Source organism: Mycolicibacterium xanthum, from assembly GCF_019710635.1.
Taxonomy (GTDB): Bacteria; Actinomycetota; Actinomycetes; order Mycobacteriales; family Mycobacteriaceae; genus Mycobacterium; species Mycobacterium xanthum.
On sequence record NZ_JAIFZS010000063.1, the window covers coordinates 1 to 15,117 of the forward strand.

14 protein-coding genes are annotated in these 15,117 nt (G+C 68.9%); 2 read left to right on the plus strand and 12 right to left on the minus strand.

Features of this window, described 5'->3' with window-relative positions; all coding sequences use genetic code 11:
* Positions 1-51 precede the first annotated feature (51 nt).
* The 8 genes from JDV09_RS22515 to JDV09_RS22550 all read right to left on the minus strand — a co-directional run bounded on the left by JDV09_RS22515 (position 52) and on the right by JDV09_RS22550 (position 9,809).
* Positions 52-1,314, minus strand: coding sequence for a dihydrolipoamide acetyltransferase family protein (locus JDV09_RS22515; RefSeq protein WP_221371364.1), 1,263 nt, complete (start codon positions 1,312-1,314; stop codon positions 52-54).
* Complete coding sequence (locus JDV09_RS22520) at positions 1,311-2,375, minus strand: alpha-ketoacid dehydrogenase subunit beta (RefSeq protein WP_221371365.1); 1,065 nt, start codon at positions 2,373-2,375, stop codon at positions 1,311-1,313. The genes JDV09_RS22515 and JDV09_RS22520 overlap by 4 nt, the downstream gene beginning before the upstream one ends.
* Positions 2,376-2,567: 192 nt before the next feature.
* Positions 2,568-3,644: a pyruvate dehydrogenase (acetyl-transferring) E1 component subunit alpha gene (gene pdhA / locus JDV09_RS22525; protein WP_255605863.1), complete on the minus strand. Its 1,077-nt coding sequence runs from the start codon at positions 3,642-3,644 to the stop codon at positions 2,568-2,570.
* A gap of 97 nt (positions 3,645-3,741) precedes the next feature.
* Positions 3,742-4,566 carry an HpcH/HpaI aldolase/citrate lyase family protein gene (locus JDV09_RS22530; RefSeq protein ID WP_221371367.1) on the minus strand — a complete coding sequence of 275 codons (825 nt, stop codon included), beginning with the start codon at positions 4,564-4,566 and terminating at the stop codon, positions 3,742-3,744.
* Positions 4,563-5,069, minus strand: coding sequence for a MaoC family dehydratase (locus JDV09_RS22535; RefSeq protein ID WP_308124209.1), 507 nt, complete (start codon positions 5,067-5,069; stop codon positions 4,563-4,565). The genes JDV09_RS22530 and JDV09_RS22535 overlap by 4 nt, the downstream gene beginning before the upstream one ends.
* Positions 5,066-6,226 (minus strand): acyl-CoA dehydrogenase family protein, encoded by a 1,161-nt coding sequence (locus JDV09_RS22540; RefSeq protein WP_221371368.1) that lies wholly within the window; start codon positions 6,224-6,226, stop codon positions 5,066-5,068. The genes JDV09_RS22535 and JDV09_RS22540 overlap by 4 nt, the downstream gene beginning before the upstream one ends.
* Before the next feature lie 30 nt (positions 6,227-6,256).
* Complete coding sequence (locus JDV09_RS22545; RefSeq protein WP_221371369.1) at positions 6,257-8,254, minus strand: acetyl/propionyl/methylcrotonyl-CoA carboxylase subunit alpha; 1,998 nt, start codon at positions 8,252-8,254, stop codon at positions 6,257-6,259.
* 4 nt (positions 8,255-8,258) lie between these two features.
* Entirely contained in the window at positions 8,259-9,809 is a 1,551-nt protein-coding gene (locus JDV09_RS22550; RefSeq protein ID WP_221371370.1) for a carboxyl transferase domain-containing protein, read from the minus strand.
* Between the two features lie 104 nt (positions 9,810-9,913).
* Between JDV09_RS22550 and JDV09_RS22555 the strand changes: the two genes are divergently transcribed.
* The gene (locus JDV09_RS22555) at positions 9,914-10,522 is read left to right on the plus strand and encodes an SACE_7040 family transcriptional regulator (protein WP_221371371.1); all 609 of its coding nucleotides are present in this window, start codon (positions 9,914-9,916) and stop codon (positions 10,520-10,522) included.
* Positions 10,523-10,537: 15 nt separating this feature from the next.
* Here JDV09_RS22555 and JDV09_RS22560 read toward each other — a convergent pair whose 3' ends face one another.
* From JDV09_RS22560 to JDV09_RS22570, 3 genes are all read right to left on the minus strand, one after another.
* A complete protein-coding gene (locus JDV09_RS22560; protein WP_221371372.1) occupies positions 10,538-10,693 on the minus strand; it encodes a hypothetical protein in 156 nt (51 codons plus the stop codon).
* Between the two features lie 36 nt (positions 10,694-10,729).
* A complete protein-coding gene (locus tag JDV09_RS22565; protein ID WP_221371373.1) occupies positions 10,730-10,933 on the minus strand; it encodes a hypothetical protein in 204 nt (67 codons plus the stop codon).
* 87 nt (positions 10,934-11,020) lie between these two features.
* On the minus strand, positions 11,021-12,847 hold the full coding sequence (locus tag JDV09_RS22570) for an alpha/beta hydrolase family protein (protein ID WP_221371403.1): 1,827 nt from the start codon (positions 12,845-12,847) through the stop codon (positions 11,021-11,023).
* Positions 12,848-12,981: 134 nt separating this feature from the next.
* Here JDV09_RS22570 and JDV09_RS22575 point away from each other — a divergent pair, with 134 nt between their 5' ends.
* A complete protein-coding gene (locus tag JDV09_RS22575; RefSeq protein WP_221371374.1) occupies positions 12,982-13,782 on the plus strand; it encodes an MmpS family transport accessory protein in 801 nt (266 codons plus the stop codon).
* Here JDV09_RS22575 and JDV09_RS22580 read toward each other — a convergent pair.
* Complete coding sequence (locus JDV09_RS22580; RefSeq protein ID WP_221371375.1) at positions 13,779-15,098, minus strand: MFS transporter; 1,320 nt, start codon at positions 15,096-15,098, stop codon at positions 13,779-13,781. The genes JDV09_RS22575 and JDV09_RS22580 overlap by 4 nt on opposite strands.
* Positions 15,099-15,117: the final 19 nt, after the last annotated feature.

A 15,117-nucleotide genomic window follows, 5' to 3' on the forward strand; every position in this document is an offset into this window, starting at 1 on the left:
TCCTGTCCCCCGCGTTCGCCGAGCGGTTGGCTGCGGCCAAGCGCCGGTGACTTAGAGATCGAGCAACGCCAGCTCGGGAGATTCGATCAGATCGCGCAGGTCGCAAAGGAACGCCGCAGCCTGCGCACCGTCGACCAGCCGATGGTCGAAGGCACACGTCATCGCCATCGTCGGCCGCGCCACCACCGCGCCGTCCACCACCACCGGGCGAGGCTTGATCGAACCCATCCCGATGATCGCCGCCTCGGGATAGTTGATCACCGGCACTCCGTCGTCCAAACCCAAGGCCCCGAAGTTCGACACGGTGAATGTCGAGCCTTGCAGCTCTGCCGGTTTCACGGTGCCGTCCCGCGACTCCGCCACCAGCCTGGCCACCACCCGGGCAAACTCACGCGTCGTCTTCTCCCCCGCGTCACGCACCACCGGCACCAGTAGTCCGCGCGGCGCCGCGACGCCGAACCCCAGATGCACGGTCGAGTGCAGGTGGATCTGCGGACCGTCCGCGGTCTCCACCCAGGTCGAGTTCAGCCGCGGGTGTCGGCGCAGGGTCATGGAAAGCAACCGAAGCACCAGCACGAACGGTGTGACGGGCGCATCGGCATCGGCCTGTTCGCGCAGCCGGTCCCGCATTCGCAACAGGCCCGTGCAGTCCACCTCGACCCGAGTGTGTGCATCAGGGATCTCTTTGCGCGACATCGACATTCGGTGCGCCATGGCCGCTTGCACCCCGTGCACCGGAACGGTCCCGCTCGGTGGTGCGCCGCGTTCCGCCGCGGCCAGCACGTCCTCCCGGGTGATCACCGACTCGCCTCCCGACGCGGGCACCCGGGCGAGATCGACCCGAAGGTCGGCCGCGAGCTTACGGGTGCGCGGCGCCGCGCGCGGACGCCTGACGGGCCTTCGCCTGCTGCTGTCCATGGCGTCGTCGGCACCGTAGCCGACCAGTACGGGCCGCCGGATCGGCTGCGGCGAAACGTCATCGGGCACGGGCGCAACATCGGGCCCAGCCTCGGACTCGGGCGCGACATCGGACTCGGGCCGGGCCTCGGGCGAGACATCGGACTCGGGCTGGGTGGCGATCCGCACCAGCACGGCGCCGACGTCGAGTACCTGGCCTTCGGCACCGCCCAGTTCGACCACCCGGCCGGCATACGGGCTCGGGATCTCGACCTGCGCCTTGTTGGTCTCCACCGTGCACAGCGGCTGGTTCAGCTCGACGTGGTCGCCGACCGCCACGGCCCACTCGGTGACCGTCGCATCCTCGAGGCCCTCACCCAGATCGGGAACCAGAAAGTCCCGCACCGTCTCAGTCATGGCTTCTCCAGCGTGCGCTCGATGCAGTCCAGCAGCCGGTCCGGGCCCGGCAACCACAGCTTCTCGAGCCGGGCGGGCGGGTAGGGGGTGTCGAATCCGGTGGCCCGCAACACCGGGGCTTCCAGGTCGTAGAACAGCTCCTCCTGGATGCGCGCGGCCAACTCCGCGCCGAATCCCAGCGTCCGCGCGCCCTCGTGCATCACCACTGCGCGCCCCGTCTTACCGACCGAATCCGCGACGGTGTCGAAGTCCAACGGGTTCAGGGACCGCAGGTCGACCACTTCCACACTCCAGCCGTGACCATCGGCGGCCATCTCCGCGGCGTTCAGCGCGGTCGGCACCAGTGAGCCATAGGTGATCACCGAGACGTCGGTACCATTGCGCCGCACCGCGGCCCGCCCGATCGGATCCGCAGGCGTCGTCGTGTCGACCGACTCACGCGCCCAGTACCGCCGCTTGGGTTCCAGATAGACCACCGGGTCGCGGCTCGCGATGGAATCCCTGAGTAGCCAGTACGCGTCGTTCGGAGTCGACGGCACGACGACCTTCAACCCTGCGGTGTGCACCCAGTAGCTCTCGGTGGACTCCGAATGATGCTCCACCGCACCGATTCCGCCGAACGACGGAATGCGCACAGTCACCGGCATGTCGATGTCCCCGTGTGTACGCGTCCGGTACTTCGCCAGGTGGCTGACGATCTGATCGAACGCCGGCGCCGCGAATCCGTCGAACTGGATCTCGGGCACCGGGACGAAACCGCGGATCGCGAAACCGACCGCGATACCGATGATCGCCGACTCTGCCAGCGGGGTGTCGAAACACCTCGTGTCACCGAAGGTTTCGGCGAGACCGTCGGTCACCCGGAACACGCCGCCCAGCTTGGCGACGTCCTCTCCGAAGACCAGCACACGTTCGTCGGCGGCCATCGCGTCGCGCAGGGCACGGTTGATCGCGTTCGCCATCGAGAGGGTCTCCACCTGGGCCGTCGGCAGCAGGCGCAGCCGTGGCGGCTCGGGCAGCTCACCACCGTGCGCCGCGGGCCGATCCATCATCTGGGTCATGATTCTGCTCCTCGCGTGCGCGGTGTCTTCTCTGCTCCTCGCGTGCGCGGTGACTTTTCTGCTCCTCGCGTGCGGGGTGTCTTTTCTGCTCCTCGCGTGCGGGGTGTCTTTTCTGCTCCTCGCGTGCGGGGTGTCTTTTCTGCTCCTCGCGTGCGGGGTGTCTTTTCTGCTCCTCGCGTGCGCGGTGTCATCTCAGGCCTCCCTCGCCAGCTCGGTCATCAGCTGATCGCGCTGACGCACGAGATCCGGGGTGATGTCGGCGTAGACGGTGTCGAAGACCTCGGCGACGTCGCCGTCGGGGGCACCGACGACCGCGTCGCGCAGTTCCACACGCAACCGCCTCGAGCGTGCCGCCACCCGCTCCTCGAGCCGGTCGGTAAGCACGCCGATCGACTGGAGATAGGTCCGGTACCGCGGAATCGGGTCCCGCTCCTCCCACTCCCGGACCTCCTCGGCGCTGCGGTACCGGGTCGGATCGTCGGAGGTGGTGTGCGGCCCGAGCCGGTAGGTGATCGCCTCGATCAGCGTGGGCCCGCCACCGCTGCGGGCCCGCTTCGCCGCCTCGGCCATTACCGCGAAGCACGCCAGTACGTCGTTGCCGTCCACCCGCACCCCGGGCATGCCGTACCCGGCGGCGCGATGGGCGATCGACGGTCCGGCCACCTGACGCTCGACCGGCACCGAGATCGCCCACTGGTTGTTCTGCACGAAGAACACGCACGGCGTCTGATAGACCGCCGCCAGGTTGAGCGCCTCGTGGACGTCGCCCTCGCTGGTGGCACCGTCGCCGAGGAAGGCTACGGTCACCGAGTCCTCCCCGAGCCGCTGGGCGGCCATCGCGGCGCCGACGGCATGCAGCCCGTGGGTGCCGATCGGGATCGCGACCGGCGCGCAACACTTGTCGGTGAAGCCGAGGCCGCCGTGCCACGATCCGCGCCACAACGCTCCGACCTGGACGGGTGGGATCCCGCGCAGCAGGTAGGCGCCGAGCTCGCGGTACTGCGGGAACAGCCAGTCACTCTTGCGCAGGCACGCCGCCGCACCGATCTGGGCGGCCTCCTGCCCACGACACGACGCGTAGAGCGCAAGCTCGCCCTGACGCTGCAGGTTGACGAACTCCGCATCCACGTCGCGGGTGACGACCATGAGCTCGTAGAGCCAGCTCAGCGTCTCCGGCGGGAGGTCGCGACCGTAGCCCCCGGACGGGGTGGGGGCACCGTCGGGCGCGACGAGTTGAACGGGGCCAGAAAGCCCACATGGATCGGCCATACCGCCTCCTTCAGGTGGCGGCATGTTCGGCCGCCAGTCCGTGAGGTGCTCAGCGCACTGGCGGTCAGAGCTAGATCCCCTGGTGGGAGGCTGTCAACTAGTCGCCGGGGTGGGGCGCCAGCTGGACGATGCGCTCTGCTCGCCGGAGCACTGGGGCATCCACCATTATGCCCTCGAAAGCGAACACGCCTCGTTCTCGGCGCGCCGTGTCCAGCACCCGCCGCGCCCAGTCCACCTGATCATCGGTCGGCGCATAGGCGGCCCGCACGACGGCCACCTGCGTCGGGTGGATGGCGACCTTGACGTCGAACCCGACCGCCACGGCGTCGTCGGCCTCAGCCCGCAGGCCGTCGAGATCCTTGATGTCGAGGTACACCGAGTCGAACGCCAGCCGGCCGTAGGCCTTCGCGGCCAGCAAGGTCTGCGACCGGACATGGCGGGCCACCTCGCGGTACGAGCCGTCCGGATACCGGTTGGCGGTGCCTCCGAGCACGGCGAACAGGTCTTCGGCACCCCAAAACAGGGCGAACGTGTTGTCGACACCCGCCAACTCGGCGACCCGCAGCGCGGCCAGCGGCGTTTCGATCAGCACGACGACCTGCCGCGGGGCCAGCGCGCTGACCTGCTCCGGCGCCTCGGTCTTGGCGAGCATCACCGTCGAATACGGGGTGCGCGCCAGCGCCTCCAGATCGAGCTGATGATCCGGGGTGTCGCTCGGGTTGACCCGCACCACGGTGCGCGCGGGATCCAGCGGCGTGTCGATCACGGCCTGCCGGGCCGCCGGCCGGTCCTTGGCGGCCACCCCGTCCTCGAGATCGAGGATCACCACATCGGCCGCGGCCGCGGCCTTGGCGAACCGCTCCGGCCGGTCGGCCGGGCAGAACAGCCAACCGGGACCGGCGGCCAGCGTCGTCGCCGTCATTGGCCACCTTCCTGGGGGCGCTTGCGCACCATGGTCTTGCGCGACGCCGTGGCCACGACGTCGCCGTGCTGGTTGCGGCCGGTGTGTGCAAACGTCACGATGCCCTCGCCGGGCCGGCTCTTGGATTCCCGCTTGTCGGTGACCTCGGTCTCGGCATAGAACGTGTCACCGTGGAACAGCGGCTTGGGGAAGGCCACTTCGCCGAAGCCCAGGTTGCCGACGATGGTGCCCTGGGTCAGCTGCGCCACCGACAGGCCGACCAGCGTGGACAGCGTGAACATCGAGTTGACCAGCCGCTGGTTGAACGGCGGCAGGGCGTCGGAGAACGCAGCGTCCAGGTGCAGCGCCTGGGTGTTCATCGTCAGCGTGGTGAACAGCACGTTGTCGGCCTCGGTGATGGTGCGGCCCGGCCGGTGCTGATAGATCACCCCGGGCTCGAACTCCTCGAACCACAGCCCACGCTGAACTATCACCTTCTTGTCGGCCGACTCCTGTCCACTCACAGGCCCAGCTCCCGGCCGATCAGCATCAGCTGCACTTCGGTCGTTCCCTCACCGATCTCGAGGATCTTGCTGTCGCGGTAGTGCCGGGAAACCGGGTACTCGTTCATGAAGCCGTAGCCGCCGAAGATCTGGGTGGCGTCGCGCGCGTTGTCCATCGCGGCCTCGCTGGCCACCAGCTTGGCGATCGCGGCCTGCTTCTTGAACGGCTTGCCGGACAGCATCAGTGAGGCCGCGTCGTAGTAGGCCGCGCGCGCCACATGGGCCCGGGCCTCCATCCGGGCGATCTTGAACGCGATCGCCTGGTTGGTGCCGATCGCGCGGCCGAAGGCCTCGCGCTCCTTCGAGTACTTGACGCTCTCGTCCACGCAACCCTGCGCCGCGCCGACCGACAGCGCGGCGATGGCGATGCGGCCCTCATCGAGGATGCGCAGGAAGTTGGCGTAGCCGCGGCCCCGCTCGCCGAGCAGGTTCTCCTCGGGCACCCGAACATCGTCGAAGCTCAGCGGGTGGGTGTCCGAGGCGTTCCAGCCGACCTTGTTGTAGGCGGGCTCGGCGGTGAACCCCGGCGTCGGGACCGGCACCAGGATCGACGAGATCTCTTTCCTCCCATCGCGTTCCCCGGTCACCGCGGTGACGGTGACGAGTTTGGTGATGTCGGTGCCGGAATTGGTGATGAACTGCTTGCTGCCATTGATGACCCACGTTGACCCATCCAACTTCGCGGTGGTCTTGGTCGCTCCGGCGTCACTGCCGCCGCCCGGCTCGGTCAGCCCGAACGCGCCCAGCGCCTCGCCGCTGGCCAGCAGCGGCAACCATTCCTGTTTCTGCTCCTCGTTGCCGAAGCGGTACACCGGCATGGCGCCCAGCGACACGCCGGCCTCCAGGGTGATCGCCACACTCTGGTCGACCTTGCCGAGTTCCTCGAGGGCCAGGCACAGCGCGAAGTAGTCACCGCCCATGCCGCCGTACTCCTCGGGGAACGGCAGGCCGAACAGGCCCATGTCGGCCATCCCCGACACCACCTCGTACGGGAACGAATGCTCTTCATCGTGTTTGGCCGACACCGGCGCGACCACGCTCTGAGCGAAGTCGCGCACGGTCTTGGCCAGCTGCTCGTAATGGTCGGGCAGCGTTCCGGTCGTCAGACTATTGCTCATGCGCGATTCGCTCCGCTTCTCGCTGGATGGTCATTCCTGCGGCTCCTTGGTTGCCGTTATCCGGGCCAGCACCTGGCCCACCTTCACCTGTTCGCCCGCGGCGACCAGCAGTTCCACCACACCGTCGACGGGTGCGGAAAGTGCGTGTTCCATCTTCATCGCCTCGACGGTCACCACGACCGTGCCGGCCGTCACCATCCCCCCGTCTTCGATCCCGACCGCGACCACCGCACCGGGCATCGGGCTGGTCAGCTCGGCGTCGCCGCTGTGCTCGTCGTCGGGCCGCACCGGCGCCTCGCGGACCTCTTCAACGAGCACGACGCTCCCGGCACCGGCCAGCCAGATCTGGTGATCCGCCTCAGCGACGAGGTACTCCGTGCGAAGGCCGTCCAGGGTGACCGTCAGCCGGTCGCCCGCCAGCGTCGCGGTCAGCGCCCTGGCCTCGCCGCCGCCCTCGACGACGGCCGTGGCCCGCTCCGGCGAGCCGGTCAGGAAGACGTGGTCGGTGCGCTCGCCCGCCCGTAGCCGGATCGGGATGGGCGCGCGGCCGGCGATCCGCCAGCCCGACGGCACCTCCCACGGACTGGCGGGGGTCGCCGGCCAGGACAGGATCCACCGGTAGGCCGCGGCGGCGATCAGCGCGTCGTCGCCGGGCTCGGCGGGGCAGAAGCCGGGCAGCCTACGGTCGAGCAGCCCGGTGTCGAGCCGGCCGGCAGCGACGTCGGGATCGGCCAGCAGGAAGCGCAGGAACTCGACGTTGGTGGTCAGCCCGAGGACCGCGGTGCCGGCCAGCGCGCCGTCGAGCTCGCGCAGCGCTGCCGGTCGATCCGCCGCGTGCGCGATGACCTTGGACAGCATCGGGTCGTAGTCACTTCCGACCACCGTGCCCGCGGCCAGGCCGGAGTCGACACGGAGACCGGGGCCCGCCGGTTCGCGCAACGCGAGCACCTCGCCGCCGGTCGGCAGAAAGCCGCGCGCCGGGTCCTCGGCGTACACCCGCGCCTCGATCGCGTGCCCGTTCAGGTGCACCTGGTCCTGGCTCAGCAGCAGCACCTCCCCCGCCGCGACCCGCACCTGCAGCTCCACCAGATCCAGGCCGGTGACCATCTCGGTGACCGGATGCTCCACCTGCAGGCGGGTGTTCATCTCCATGAAGAAGAACTCGTCGGGGCGGTCGGCCGACACGATGAACTCCACGGTGCCCGCCCCGGTGTAGTCGACGCTGCGGGCGGTGTCGCACGCCGCGGCGCCGATCCTGGCCCGCGTCTCGGCGTCCAGTAGCGGGGACGGCGCCTCTTCGATCACCTTCTGGTGGCGGCGCTGCAGGCTGCACTCGCGTTCGCCGAGATGCACGACGTTGCCGTGGGTGTCGGCGAGCACCTGCACCTCGATGTGGCGGGGGTTCAGCACGAACCGCTCCAGGAACAGCGTGTCGTCTCCGAACGCCGATGCCGCCTCGCGGCGCGCCGAGGTCAGCGCCGCCGGCAGGTCGGCGGCACGCTCGACCATCCGCATCCCCTTGCCGCCGCCACCGGCGGACGGCTTGACCAGCACCGGGTAGCCGACCTGGTCGGCCCCCGCGATCAACTCCTCGTCGCTGAGTCCCGGGCGCGAGATGCCGGGTACCACAGGGACACCGAACGCCGACACGGCGGCCTTGGCAGCGATCTTGTCGCCCATCGTCTCGATGGCCGCGGCGGGCGGCCCGATGAATGCCACACCGGCCTTGTCCAGCTCCGCCGCGAAATGCGCATTCTCCGAGAGAAATCCATAGCCGGGATGCACCGCCTGTGCACCGGTGCGCTCGATCGCCGACAGCAACGCCTCGATCGACAGGTAACTCTGCCGCGCCGGCGCCGGGCCCAGCCGCACCGCCACGTCGGCCTCGGCCACATGGCGGGCGTTCGCGTCGGCGTCGCTGAACACCGCCACCGAGCGAATCCCCATGGCGCGCAGCGTGCGGATGACCCGGACCGCGATCTCTCCGCGGTTGGCGACCAGAACGGTGTCGAACAGTTGTCTCTTCATCCCGTCACATCCTGAAAACGCCGTAGGAGACCGGATCCAGCGGCGCCTGCCCGACCACCGAGAGCGCCAGTCCGACAACCGTTCTGGTGTCGGCGGGATCGATGACCCCGTCGTCCCAGAGCCGGGCGGTCGAGTAGTACGGGTTGCCCTGGTCTTCGTACTGGGCCCGGATCGGAGCCTTGAACGCCTCTTCCTCCTCGGCGGTCATCTCGCCGCGGACGGTGGCCAGCACCGACGCCGCCTGTTCACCACCCATCACCGAGATCCGGGCGTTGGGCCACATCCACAGGAACCGTGGCGAATACGCCCGGCCGCACATCGAGTAGTTGCCCGCGCCGTAGGACCCGCCGATCACCACCGTCAGCTTCGGCACCCGCGCACATGCCACCGCGGTGACCATCTTGGCACCGTGCTTGGCGATGCCGCCGGCCTCGTAGTCACGACCGACCATGAAGCCCGAGATGTTCTGCAGAAACAGCAGCGGTACCACCCGCTTGTCGCACAGCTCGATGAAATGTGCTCCCTTGACCGCGGATTCGCCGAACAGCACGCCGTTGTTGGCGACGATGCCGACCGGGTGTCCGTGGATGCGCGCGAAACCGGTGACCAGCGTGGTGCCGTAATTGGCCTTGAACTCGTCGAACTCTCCGCCGTCGACGATGCGGGTGATCACCTCGTGCACGTCGTAGGGCACCCGCGAGTCGACCGGTACCACGTCGTAGAGCTCACTCTGGTCGGCGACGGGCGCCACCGCGGGCGCCACCGTCCACGGCGGATCGGCACGCGGTGCCAGCGTCGCGACGATGCGGCGCACGATCCGCAGGGCGTCGCGATCGTCGTGGGCGAGATGGTCGGTGACTCCGGAGACCTTGGAGTGCAGATCGCCGCCGCCGAGTTCCTCGGCCGTGACGACCTCACCGGTGGCAGCCTTCACCAGCGGCGGACCGCCCAGGAAGATGGTGCCCTGGTTGCGCACGATCACGGCCTCGTCGCTCATCGCGGGCACGTACGCGCCGCCGGCGGTGCACGAGCCGAGCACCGCGGCGATCTGCGCGATTCCCCGGGCGCTCATCGTGGCCTGGTTGTAGAAGATGCGGCCGAAGTGCTCGCGATCGGGGAACACCTCGTCCTGCCGGGGCAGGAAGGCCCCCCCGGAGTCCACCAGGTAGATGCAGGGCAGCAGGTTCTGGGCGGCGATCTCCTGGGCGCGCAGGTGCTTCTTGACGGTGATCGGGTAGTAGGTACCGCCTTTGACGGTCGCGTCGTTGGCCACGATCATGCACTCACGGCCGGACACCCGCCCGATCCCGGCGATCATCCCGGCGCCGGGGCACTCGTCGTCGTACATGCCGTCGGCGGCCAGCGCGGCCAGTTCGAGGAACGGGCTGCCCGGGTCCAGCAGACCGTCGACCCGGTCGCGCGGCAGCAGCTTGCCCCTGCTGACGTGGCGCTCCCGGGCCCGCTCCGGTCCTCCGAGCGCGGCGGCGCCCAGCTTGGTCCGCAACTGTTCCATCAATGCGACGTGCTCGTCACGATGTGATGTCCGCGCTGCCATCGGTGATCCGCCTCGGTCGGTTTGAGTTGAGTTAATCGAAACTAACTGGTGGTATGTTAGTCACTATTAACTCGGATTGTCCAACACCGGATGGAGGTTTCGGTATGACCACCGCCGACGCCGCCTCCCGACGGAGCAGGGCCAAGTCCGATCGCCGCAGCCAGCTGATCGCGGCCGCGGAGCGGCTGATCGCCGAGCACGGCTACCTGGCGGTGCGCCTGGAGGACATCGGCGCAGCGGCCGGGGTCAGCGGACCCGCCATCTACCGGCACTTCCCCAACAAGGAAGCCCTGCTGGCCGAACTGCTGGTGGGGATCAGCACACGACTGCTCACCGGCGCGTCGGTGGTGGCCGGCCGGGCCGGGAACGCCGAGTCGACGCTCCAGGGCCTCATCGACTTCCATCTGGACTTCGCGCTCGGCGAGTCGGACCTGATCCGCATCCAGGACCGCGACCTCGGCAACCTGCCGCCGGCCGCCAAGCGCCAGGTCCGCCGGGCCCAGCGTCAGTATGTGGAGATCTGGGTCGATGTGCTGCGCCGGCGCGATCCGGACCTGACCGAGACGGATGCGCGTCTGATGGCGCACGCGGTGTTCGGACTGCTCAACTCGACCTCACACAGCGTCAAACCGGGGAGCACGAAAGCGGCCGAGGCCAGCTCGCGATCCGTCCTGAGAGCGATGACGGTCGCCGCGCTGACCCCGGCCGGCTGACTGTGCGCCGACGCGCTAATACCAGACTTTCCTGCCCCCGACGGGACGGCCGACGGCACCCAGCACCCACAACACCGCGCCGATCACGAGCAGGACGACGCCGATGTAGGTGAGGATCGACATTCCGAGAACGAGACCCAGGATCAGCAGGATCGCACCGAGGACGATCATGGCCACTCCATTCTTTCCAGTTATCCAGCCAGCGAATTACTGACTGGGTTGCGGGATCGAGCAATCCGTGACTTTCGGATTGACTCCCGCGTAGTTCAGCGGTCCGACCACCACCGTGAGCGCGATACTTCCCGCTGTGGCGCAGTTGGTTTCACCACCAGCGAAGTAATCCCGCTGGTAAGCGGCGAAGACGCCGATCAACAACCAGACGAGTACAACGACGCCGAGTATGCCTCGCATGTCCTGCCTCCTCCGTCCGCGCACCCGCTCGGCGCGCAGCAGAGTTCTACCCGGCGGACAATTCCGATAAACCTGTGCCGGCACAGGTCAATCTGCGAAAGCCTCGGTGAGCCAGGCGGTCATGGCCTTGAGCAGCACCGCACGGTTCTCGCGTTTGTCGATCTCGTGGCCGTCGTCGTCGAACTGCACCAGCTCGGTGCGTCGACCCAGGGCGCGCAGCGCCTCGTACATCTGCTGGGACTCGGTGGGTGGCACGTTGGTGTCGTTGAGGCCGTGCACGAGCAGTAGCGGCGCCGTCACGGCGCCCACCTTCGGCAGCGGGGAGAGGTCTTCGAGCAGCTGCTGGTCACTGATCGGATGGCCGTACTTGGGGTAGGCCGCGGCGGCGATCCACGGCTCGGTGGTGCGGTACCAGCTGTTGAGATCGCTCATACCGCAGATGCTGATGCCCGCGGCGAACTCGTCGGGGTGGACGGCCAGCGCCGCCTGGGTCAGGTAGCCGCCGTAGGACCAGCCGCAGCAGGCCACCCGCCCGGCTGGGGCGTGGCCGCCTTCGACCAGGAAGCTCGCCGCATCGGCGACGTCGTCGATGGCCGCGAAGCGCTTCTCCCGGTCGTCTGCGTGCATGAACGTGCGCCCGAAGCCACCCGAACCGCGCACGTTGGGCAGGAAAACGCAGATGCCCTCGTCGAGCAGCCCGGGGAAGAACTCGTTGTAGCCCGGCCTGCCCTGACCTTCGGGGCCACCGTGCAGGAACAGCATCGCCCCGATGGTCGGCACCCCCGCAGGTGGCCTGAACAGCCACCCGGAGAACGTCAGCCCGTCGCGCGCGGTGACCGTCTCCAAGGTGGGGTCGGCGGCCAGCGGACCGGTACTGGGTTTGCGGTCGATCGGCTCCCATTCACGGGTACGCGGGTCGACCAGCTCCACCGTGGGTGGGTTGGACGGACCCTCCACCGTCAGGGCCACCATCGACCCGCCCGCGCTGATGCTCAGCTCGCTGGCCACCAGGCCCGGCAGCGGGATCGGCTCGTAAAGCGTGTTGTCGCCGTACTCGAGGACCTGTAATTCACTGGCGCCGTGGATGTTCCACAGCATCGCCACCGTGGACAGGTCGTCGCTGACGGTGAACTCGTCGAGCTCGCAACCGGGCCGCTCGGCGAGTACCTGGTAGGCCACGCCGTCGGCGGTAACGGTCACCTCGAGGAGCCGGGCGTGCTCGGCGCCGTTTTCGCTGCGGATCAGGGCACGCACGTAGCCTTCGGTGCTGTTGAGCCCGTACTCCTTGGCCGGTTGATAGAGCTCGAGCACCTCTCCTTCGGGACCCGACCGCAGCCGCCGCGGGCTGCGGTCATCGAGGATGATGCCGGTGTCCGTCGTCGATCCCGGGTCGTAGGGCAGCAGTGCGGTCTCGGTGAGCCCGCGCAGCATGATCAGGTCGCGGTAGCCGCGGGGGCCAACGCGCACCAGAGACGCACCCGCCCAGGCGTCCACCAGCCGGCCGCCGGAGCGCCGGTCCAACACGATGCTCGTCTGCCCCGACGGGTCGATCAGGCACGAAGAGCCCACACCGTCCTCACCGGTGAGGATCGCCGCGACCTGCGCGCCGTCCCAGCCGATCAACTCGGCGGTGCCCTCCACACCCGACGGCCAGTAGTCGATCCGTCGCGCATCGCGGTCGTCCGGATCGGTTGTCACCACCCAGATCTGGCTGCGGGTTCCACCTTCGGGTGCGACCTGGCAGGCCAGCCAGTACCCGTCGGCCGAATGTATGACGCGGGTCACCGGGCCCTCCACGGGCAGTTCGACGTCGCGCCACGAACTCGCCCGCCAGCCCCTGAGGAACCGCTGCACCGCGCGCGGGTAACCGCCATCGTCGACCAGGTGGGCGAACGCCGTCGCATCCGGCGACATCGACGCGCCGTAGATCCGGCGTACCTGTTCTCCCACGATGCTCGATTGTGCCCGGTCTGGGCGGACCATGAGATGTGGCCGGTGCACGGACACACCGAGCGGCGGCACAGGTACCCTGCAGCCATGAGGTGGGCATGACGGATTCACCACAACGCGGGCAATGGGGCAATCGCGAGGAGCCGACGCAGGCGTTCGGCAACGGTTACCCCGGATACCCGGATCCGGCATATGCCAGCCAGACGCCGTACGGACAGGCCTACCAGCCGCCCACCGCACCCCCACCGACCGAACGTCTGTCCGGATATCAACCGCCCTACGGCTATGAGCCCTACACCGGCGGACACCATCCGCCGCAGTACCCGCCCGAGCCGCCACCGCCGGAGGGCCCGAAAACCCCCCGCTGGCTGTGGGTGATCGCCGCAATCGCGGTGGTGACCGTCATCGGCCTGGTCATCGCCCTGGTCATCGTCAACAGCTCGCGCCAGCAGACGGTGATGGCTCCGCTGCCCTCGCAGCCAGAGCCGAGCTTCAGCACGTCGCCGTCGGCACCCACCACGACATCGCCCAGGTCGCCGACCACCACCCCCAGCACGTCCACCCAGCCGGTCCCGCCGCTGCCGACGATCACGACCTCGCCCACCCCCAGCACCGGGACCACCACCCCGGGCGGGACCGACACCGTCGTCTACAACGTCACCGGCAGCGGACGCGCCATCAACATCACCTACGTCGACACCGGCGGGCTGCTGCAGACCGAGTTCAACGTGATGCTGCCGTGGAGCAAGGAAGTGACCCTGCCCCGGCCCGGCGAGGACTCGGCCAGCATCAGCATCATCAACGTCGGTCGCGAGGTGACGTGCTCGATCGCCGTCAACGGCATCCAGGTCGAACAGCGCGAAGGCGCCGGCCTGACCATCTGTACGGCGACCCGCTAGGCACGCCGGTGCGGTGCGCGCACCATGATCATCGCCACCAGCCCGGCCGCCAGCACCAGGATCAGCCCGCCCATGCCGGCCCGGTCGGTGTGGAAGATGTCGATGAACAGCGAGAACAGCCACGGCGCCAGGAACGTGGCCGCCCGACCGGCCGTGGTGTACAGCCCGAACGCCACCCCCTCCTTGCCGTGGGCGGCCATCCTCAGCATCAGCGTGCGCGCCGAGGACAGCGTGGGACCGATGAACAGGCACAGCAGCAGTCCGCAGACCCAGAACGCGGTCTGACCCGACAGCGCCATCAGGGTCAGCGCCACCGCGATCATCGCGGTCAGTGATGTGACGATGACCGGCTTGGAGCCGACCCGGTCGTCGAGGTGTCCGCCGAGCACCGCGCCGACCGCGGCGACCACGCTGGCGGCCACCCCGAACAGCAGGACGGTGGCCTCCGATACGCCGTAGACCTTGACGCCGAGCACCGCGCCGAAGGTGAACACCCCGGCCAGCCCGTCCCGGAAGACCGCACTGGCCACCAGGTAGTACACGACGTTGCGGTCGCGATGCCATTCGGCGCGGAGTTCCGACCACAGCCGCCGGTAGGCCCCGAGCACCCCGATCCCCGGCGCGGGCACCCCCGGCCCGGAGGTGCGCACAGCCACCAGCAGCGGCAGCGCGAACACCGCGAACCACGCCGCAACCAACAGCATCGCCGCACGCACATTCCACCCGTCGGCGGTCGGCAGATGCAGGAATCCGCGGGTGTCGCCGCTACCGGAGATGAAGCCCAGGTACACCACCAGCAGGGCCAGCACGCTACCGAAATAGCCCAGCGCCAAACCGAATCCGGAGACCCGTCCGGAGTTCTGCGGGGTGGACAGCTCGCGCAGCATCGCGTTGTAGGGCACGGTGGCCAGCTCGTTGCACGCCGCGGTGCAGGCCAGCAGCAGCAGGCCGAGCCACAGGTAGCCGGGCTCGTCGCGGACCACGCTCATCGCGCCCGTGAACACCACCACCAGCCCGGTCAGCACGGTCAGCGCACGACGGCGCCGCGGCGGCGCCTCGACCCATACCCCGGTGACCGGCGCCAGCAGCGCGACGATCAGCCCGGCGACCGCCAGCGCGCGACCCAGCCAGCTGGCCGGACTGGTCTGGCCGGGAACCTCGTCGCCGACGTTGGTGGTCAGGTACACCGAGAACACGAACGTCACGACGATGGCGTTGATCGCCGTCGCCCCGAAGTCCCATATGGCCCACGCCAGCACCCGCGGCCGGGCCGCCACCGCGGCCGACGGCACGTCCGGAGGCGACGGCTGGCTCATGTACGCAAACGATATAGTC

What these genes read in the sequence shown, in the direction of transcription:
- JDV09_RS22550 (WP_221371370.1), bottom strand. Translation starts at nt 9,809, where the DNA reads ATGGCAGCGCGGACATCACATCGTGACGAGCACGTCGCATTGATGGAA.
- pdhA (WP_255605863.1), bottom strand. Translation starts at nt 3,644, where the DNA reads ATGGCCGATCCATGTGGGCTTTCTGGCCCCGTTCAACTCGTCGCGCCC.
- JDV09_RS22575 (WP_221371374.1), top strand. Translation starts at nt 12,982, where the DNA reads ATGACGGATTCACCACAACGCGGGCAATGGGGCAATCGCGAGGAGCCG.
- JDV09_RS22520 (WP_221371365.1), bottom strand. Translation starts at nt 2,375, where the DNA reads ATGACCCAGATGATGGATCGGCCCGCGGCGCACGGTGGTGAGCTGCCC.
- JDV09_RS22530 (WP_221371367.1), bottom strand. Translation starts at nt 4,566, where the DNA reads ATGACGGCGACGACGCTGGCCGCCGGTCCCGGTTGGCTGTTCTGCCCG.
- JDV09_RS22580 (WP_221371375.1), bottom strand. Translation starts at nt 15,098, where the DNA reads ATGAGCCAGCCGTCGCCTCCGGACGTGCCGTCGGCCGCGGTGGCGGCC.
- JDV09_RS22545 (WP_221371369.1), bottom strand. Translation starts at nt 8,254, where the DNA reads ATGAAGAGACAACTGTTCGACACCGTTCTGGTCGCCAACCGCGGAGAG.
- JDV09_RS22515 (WP_221371364.1), bottom strand. Translation starts at nt 1,314, where the DNA reads ATGACTGAGACGGTGCGGGACTTTCTGGTTCCCGATCTGGGTGAGGGC.
- JDV09_RS22565 (WP_221371373.1), bottom strand. Translation starts at nt 10,933, where the DNA reads ATGCGAGGCATACTCGGCGTCGTTGTACTCGTCTGGTTGTTGATCGGC.
- JDV09_RS22570 (WP_221371403.1), bottom strand. Translation starts at nt 12,847, where the DNA reads ATGTCGCCGGATGCGACGGCGTTCGCCCACCTGGTCGACGATGGCGGT.
- JDV09_RS22540 (WP_221371368.1), bottom strand. Translation starts at nt 6,226, where the DNA reads ATGAGCAATAGTCTGACGACCGGAACGCTGCCCGACCATTACGAGCAG.
- JDV09_RS22560 (WP_221371372.1), bottom strand. Translation starts at nt 10,693, where the DNA reads ATGATCGTCCTCGGTGCGATCCTGCTGATCCTGGGTCTCGTTCTCGGA.
- JDV09_RS22555 (WP_221371371.1), top strand. Translation starts at nt 9,914, where the DNA reads ATGACCACCGCCGACGCCGCCTCCCGACGGAGCAGGGCCAAGTCCGAT.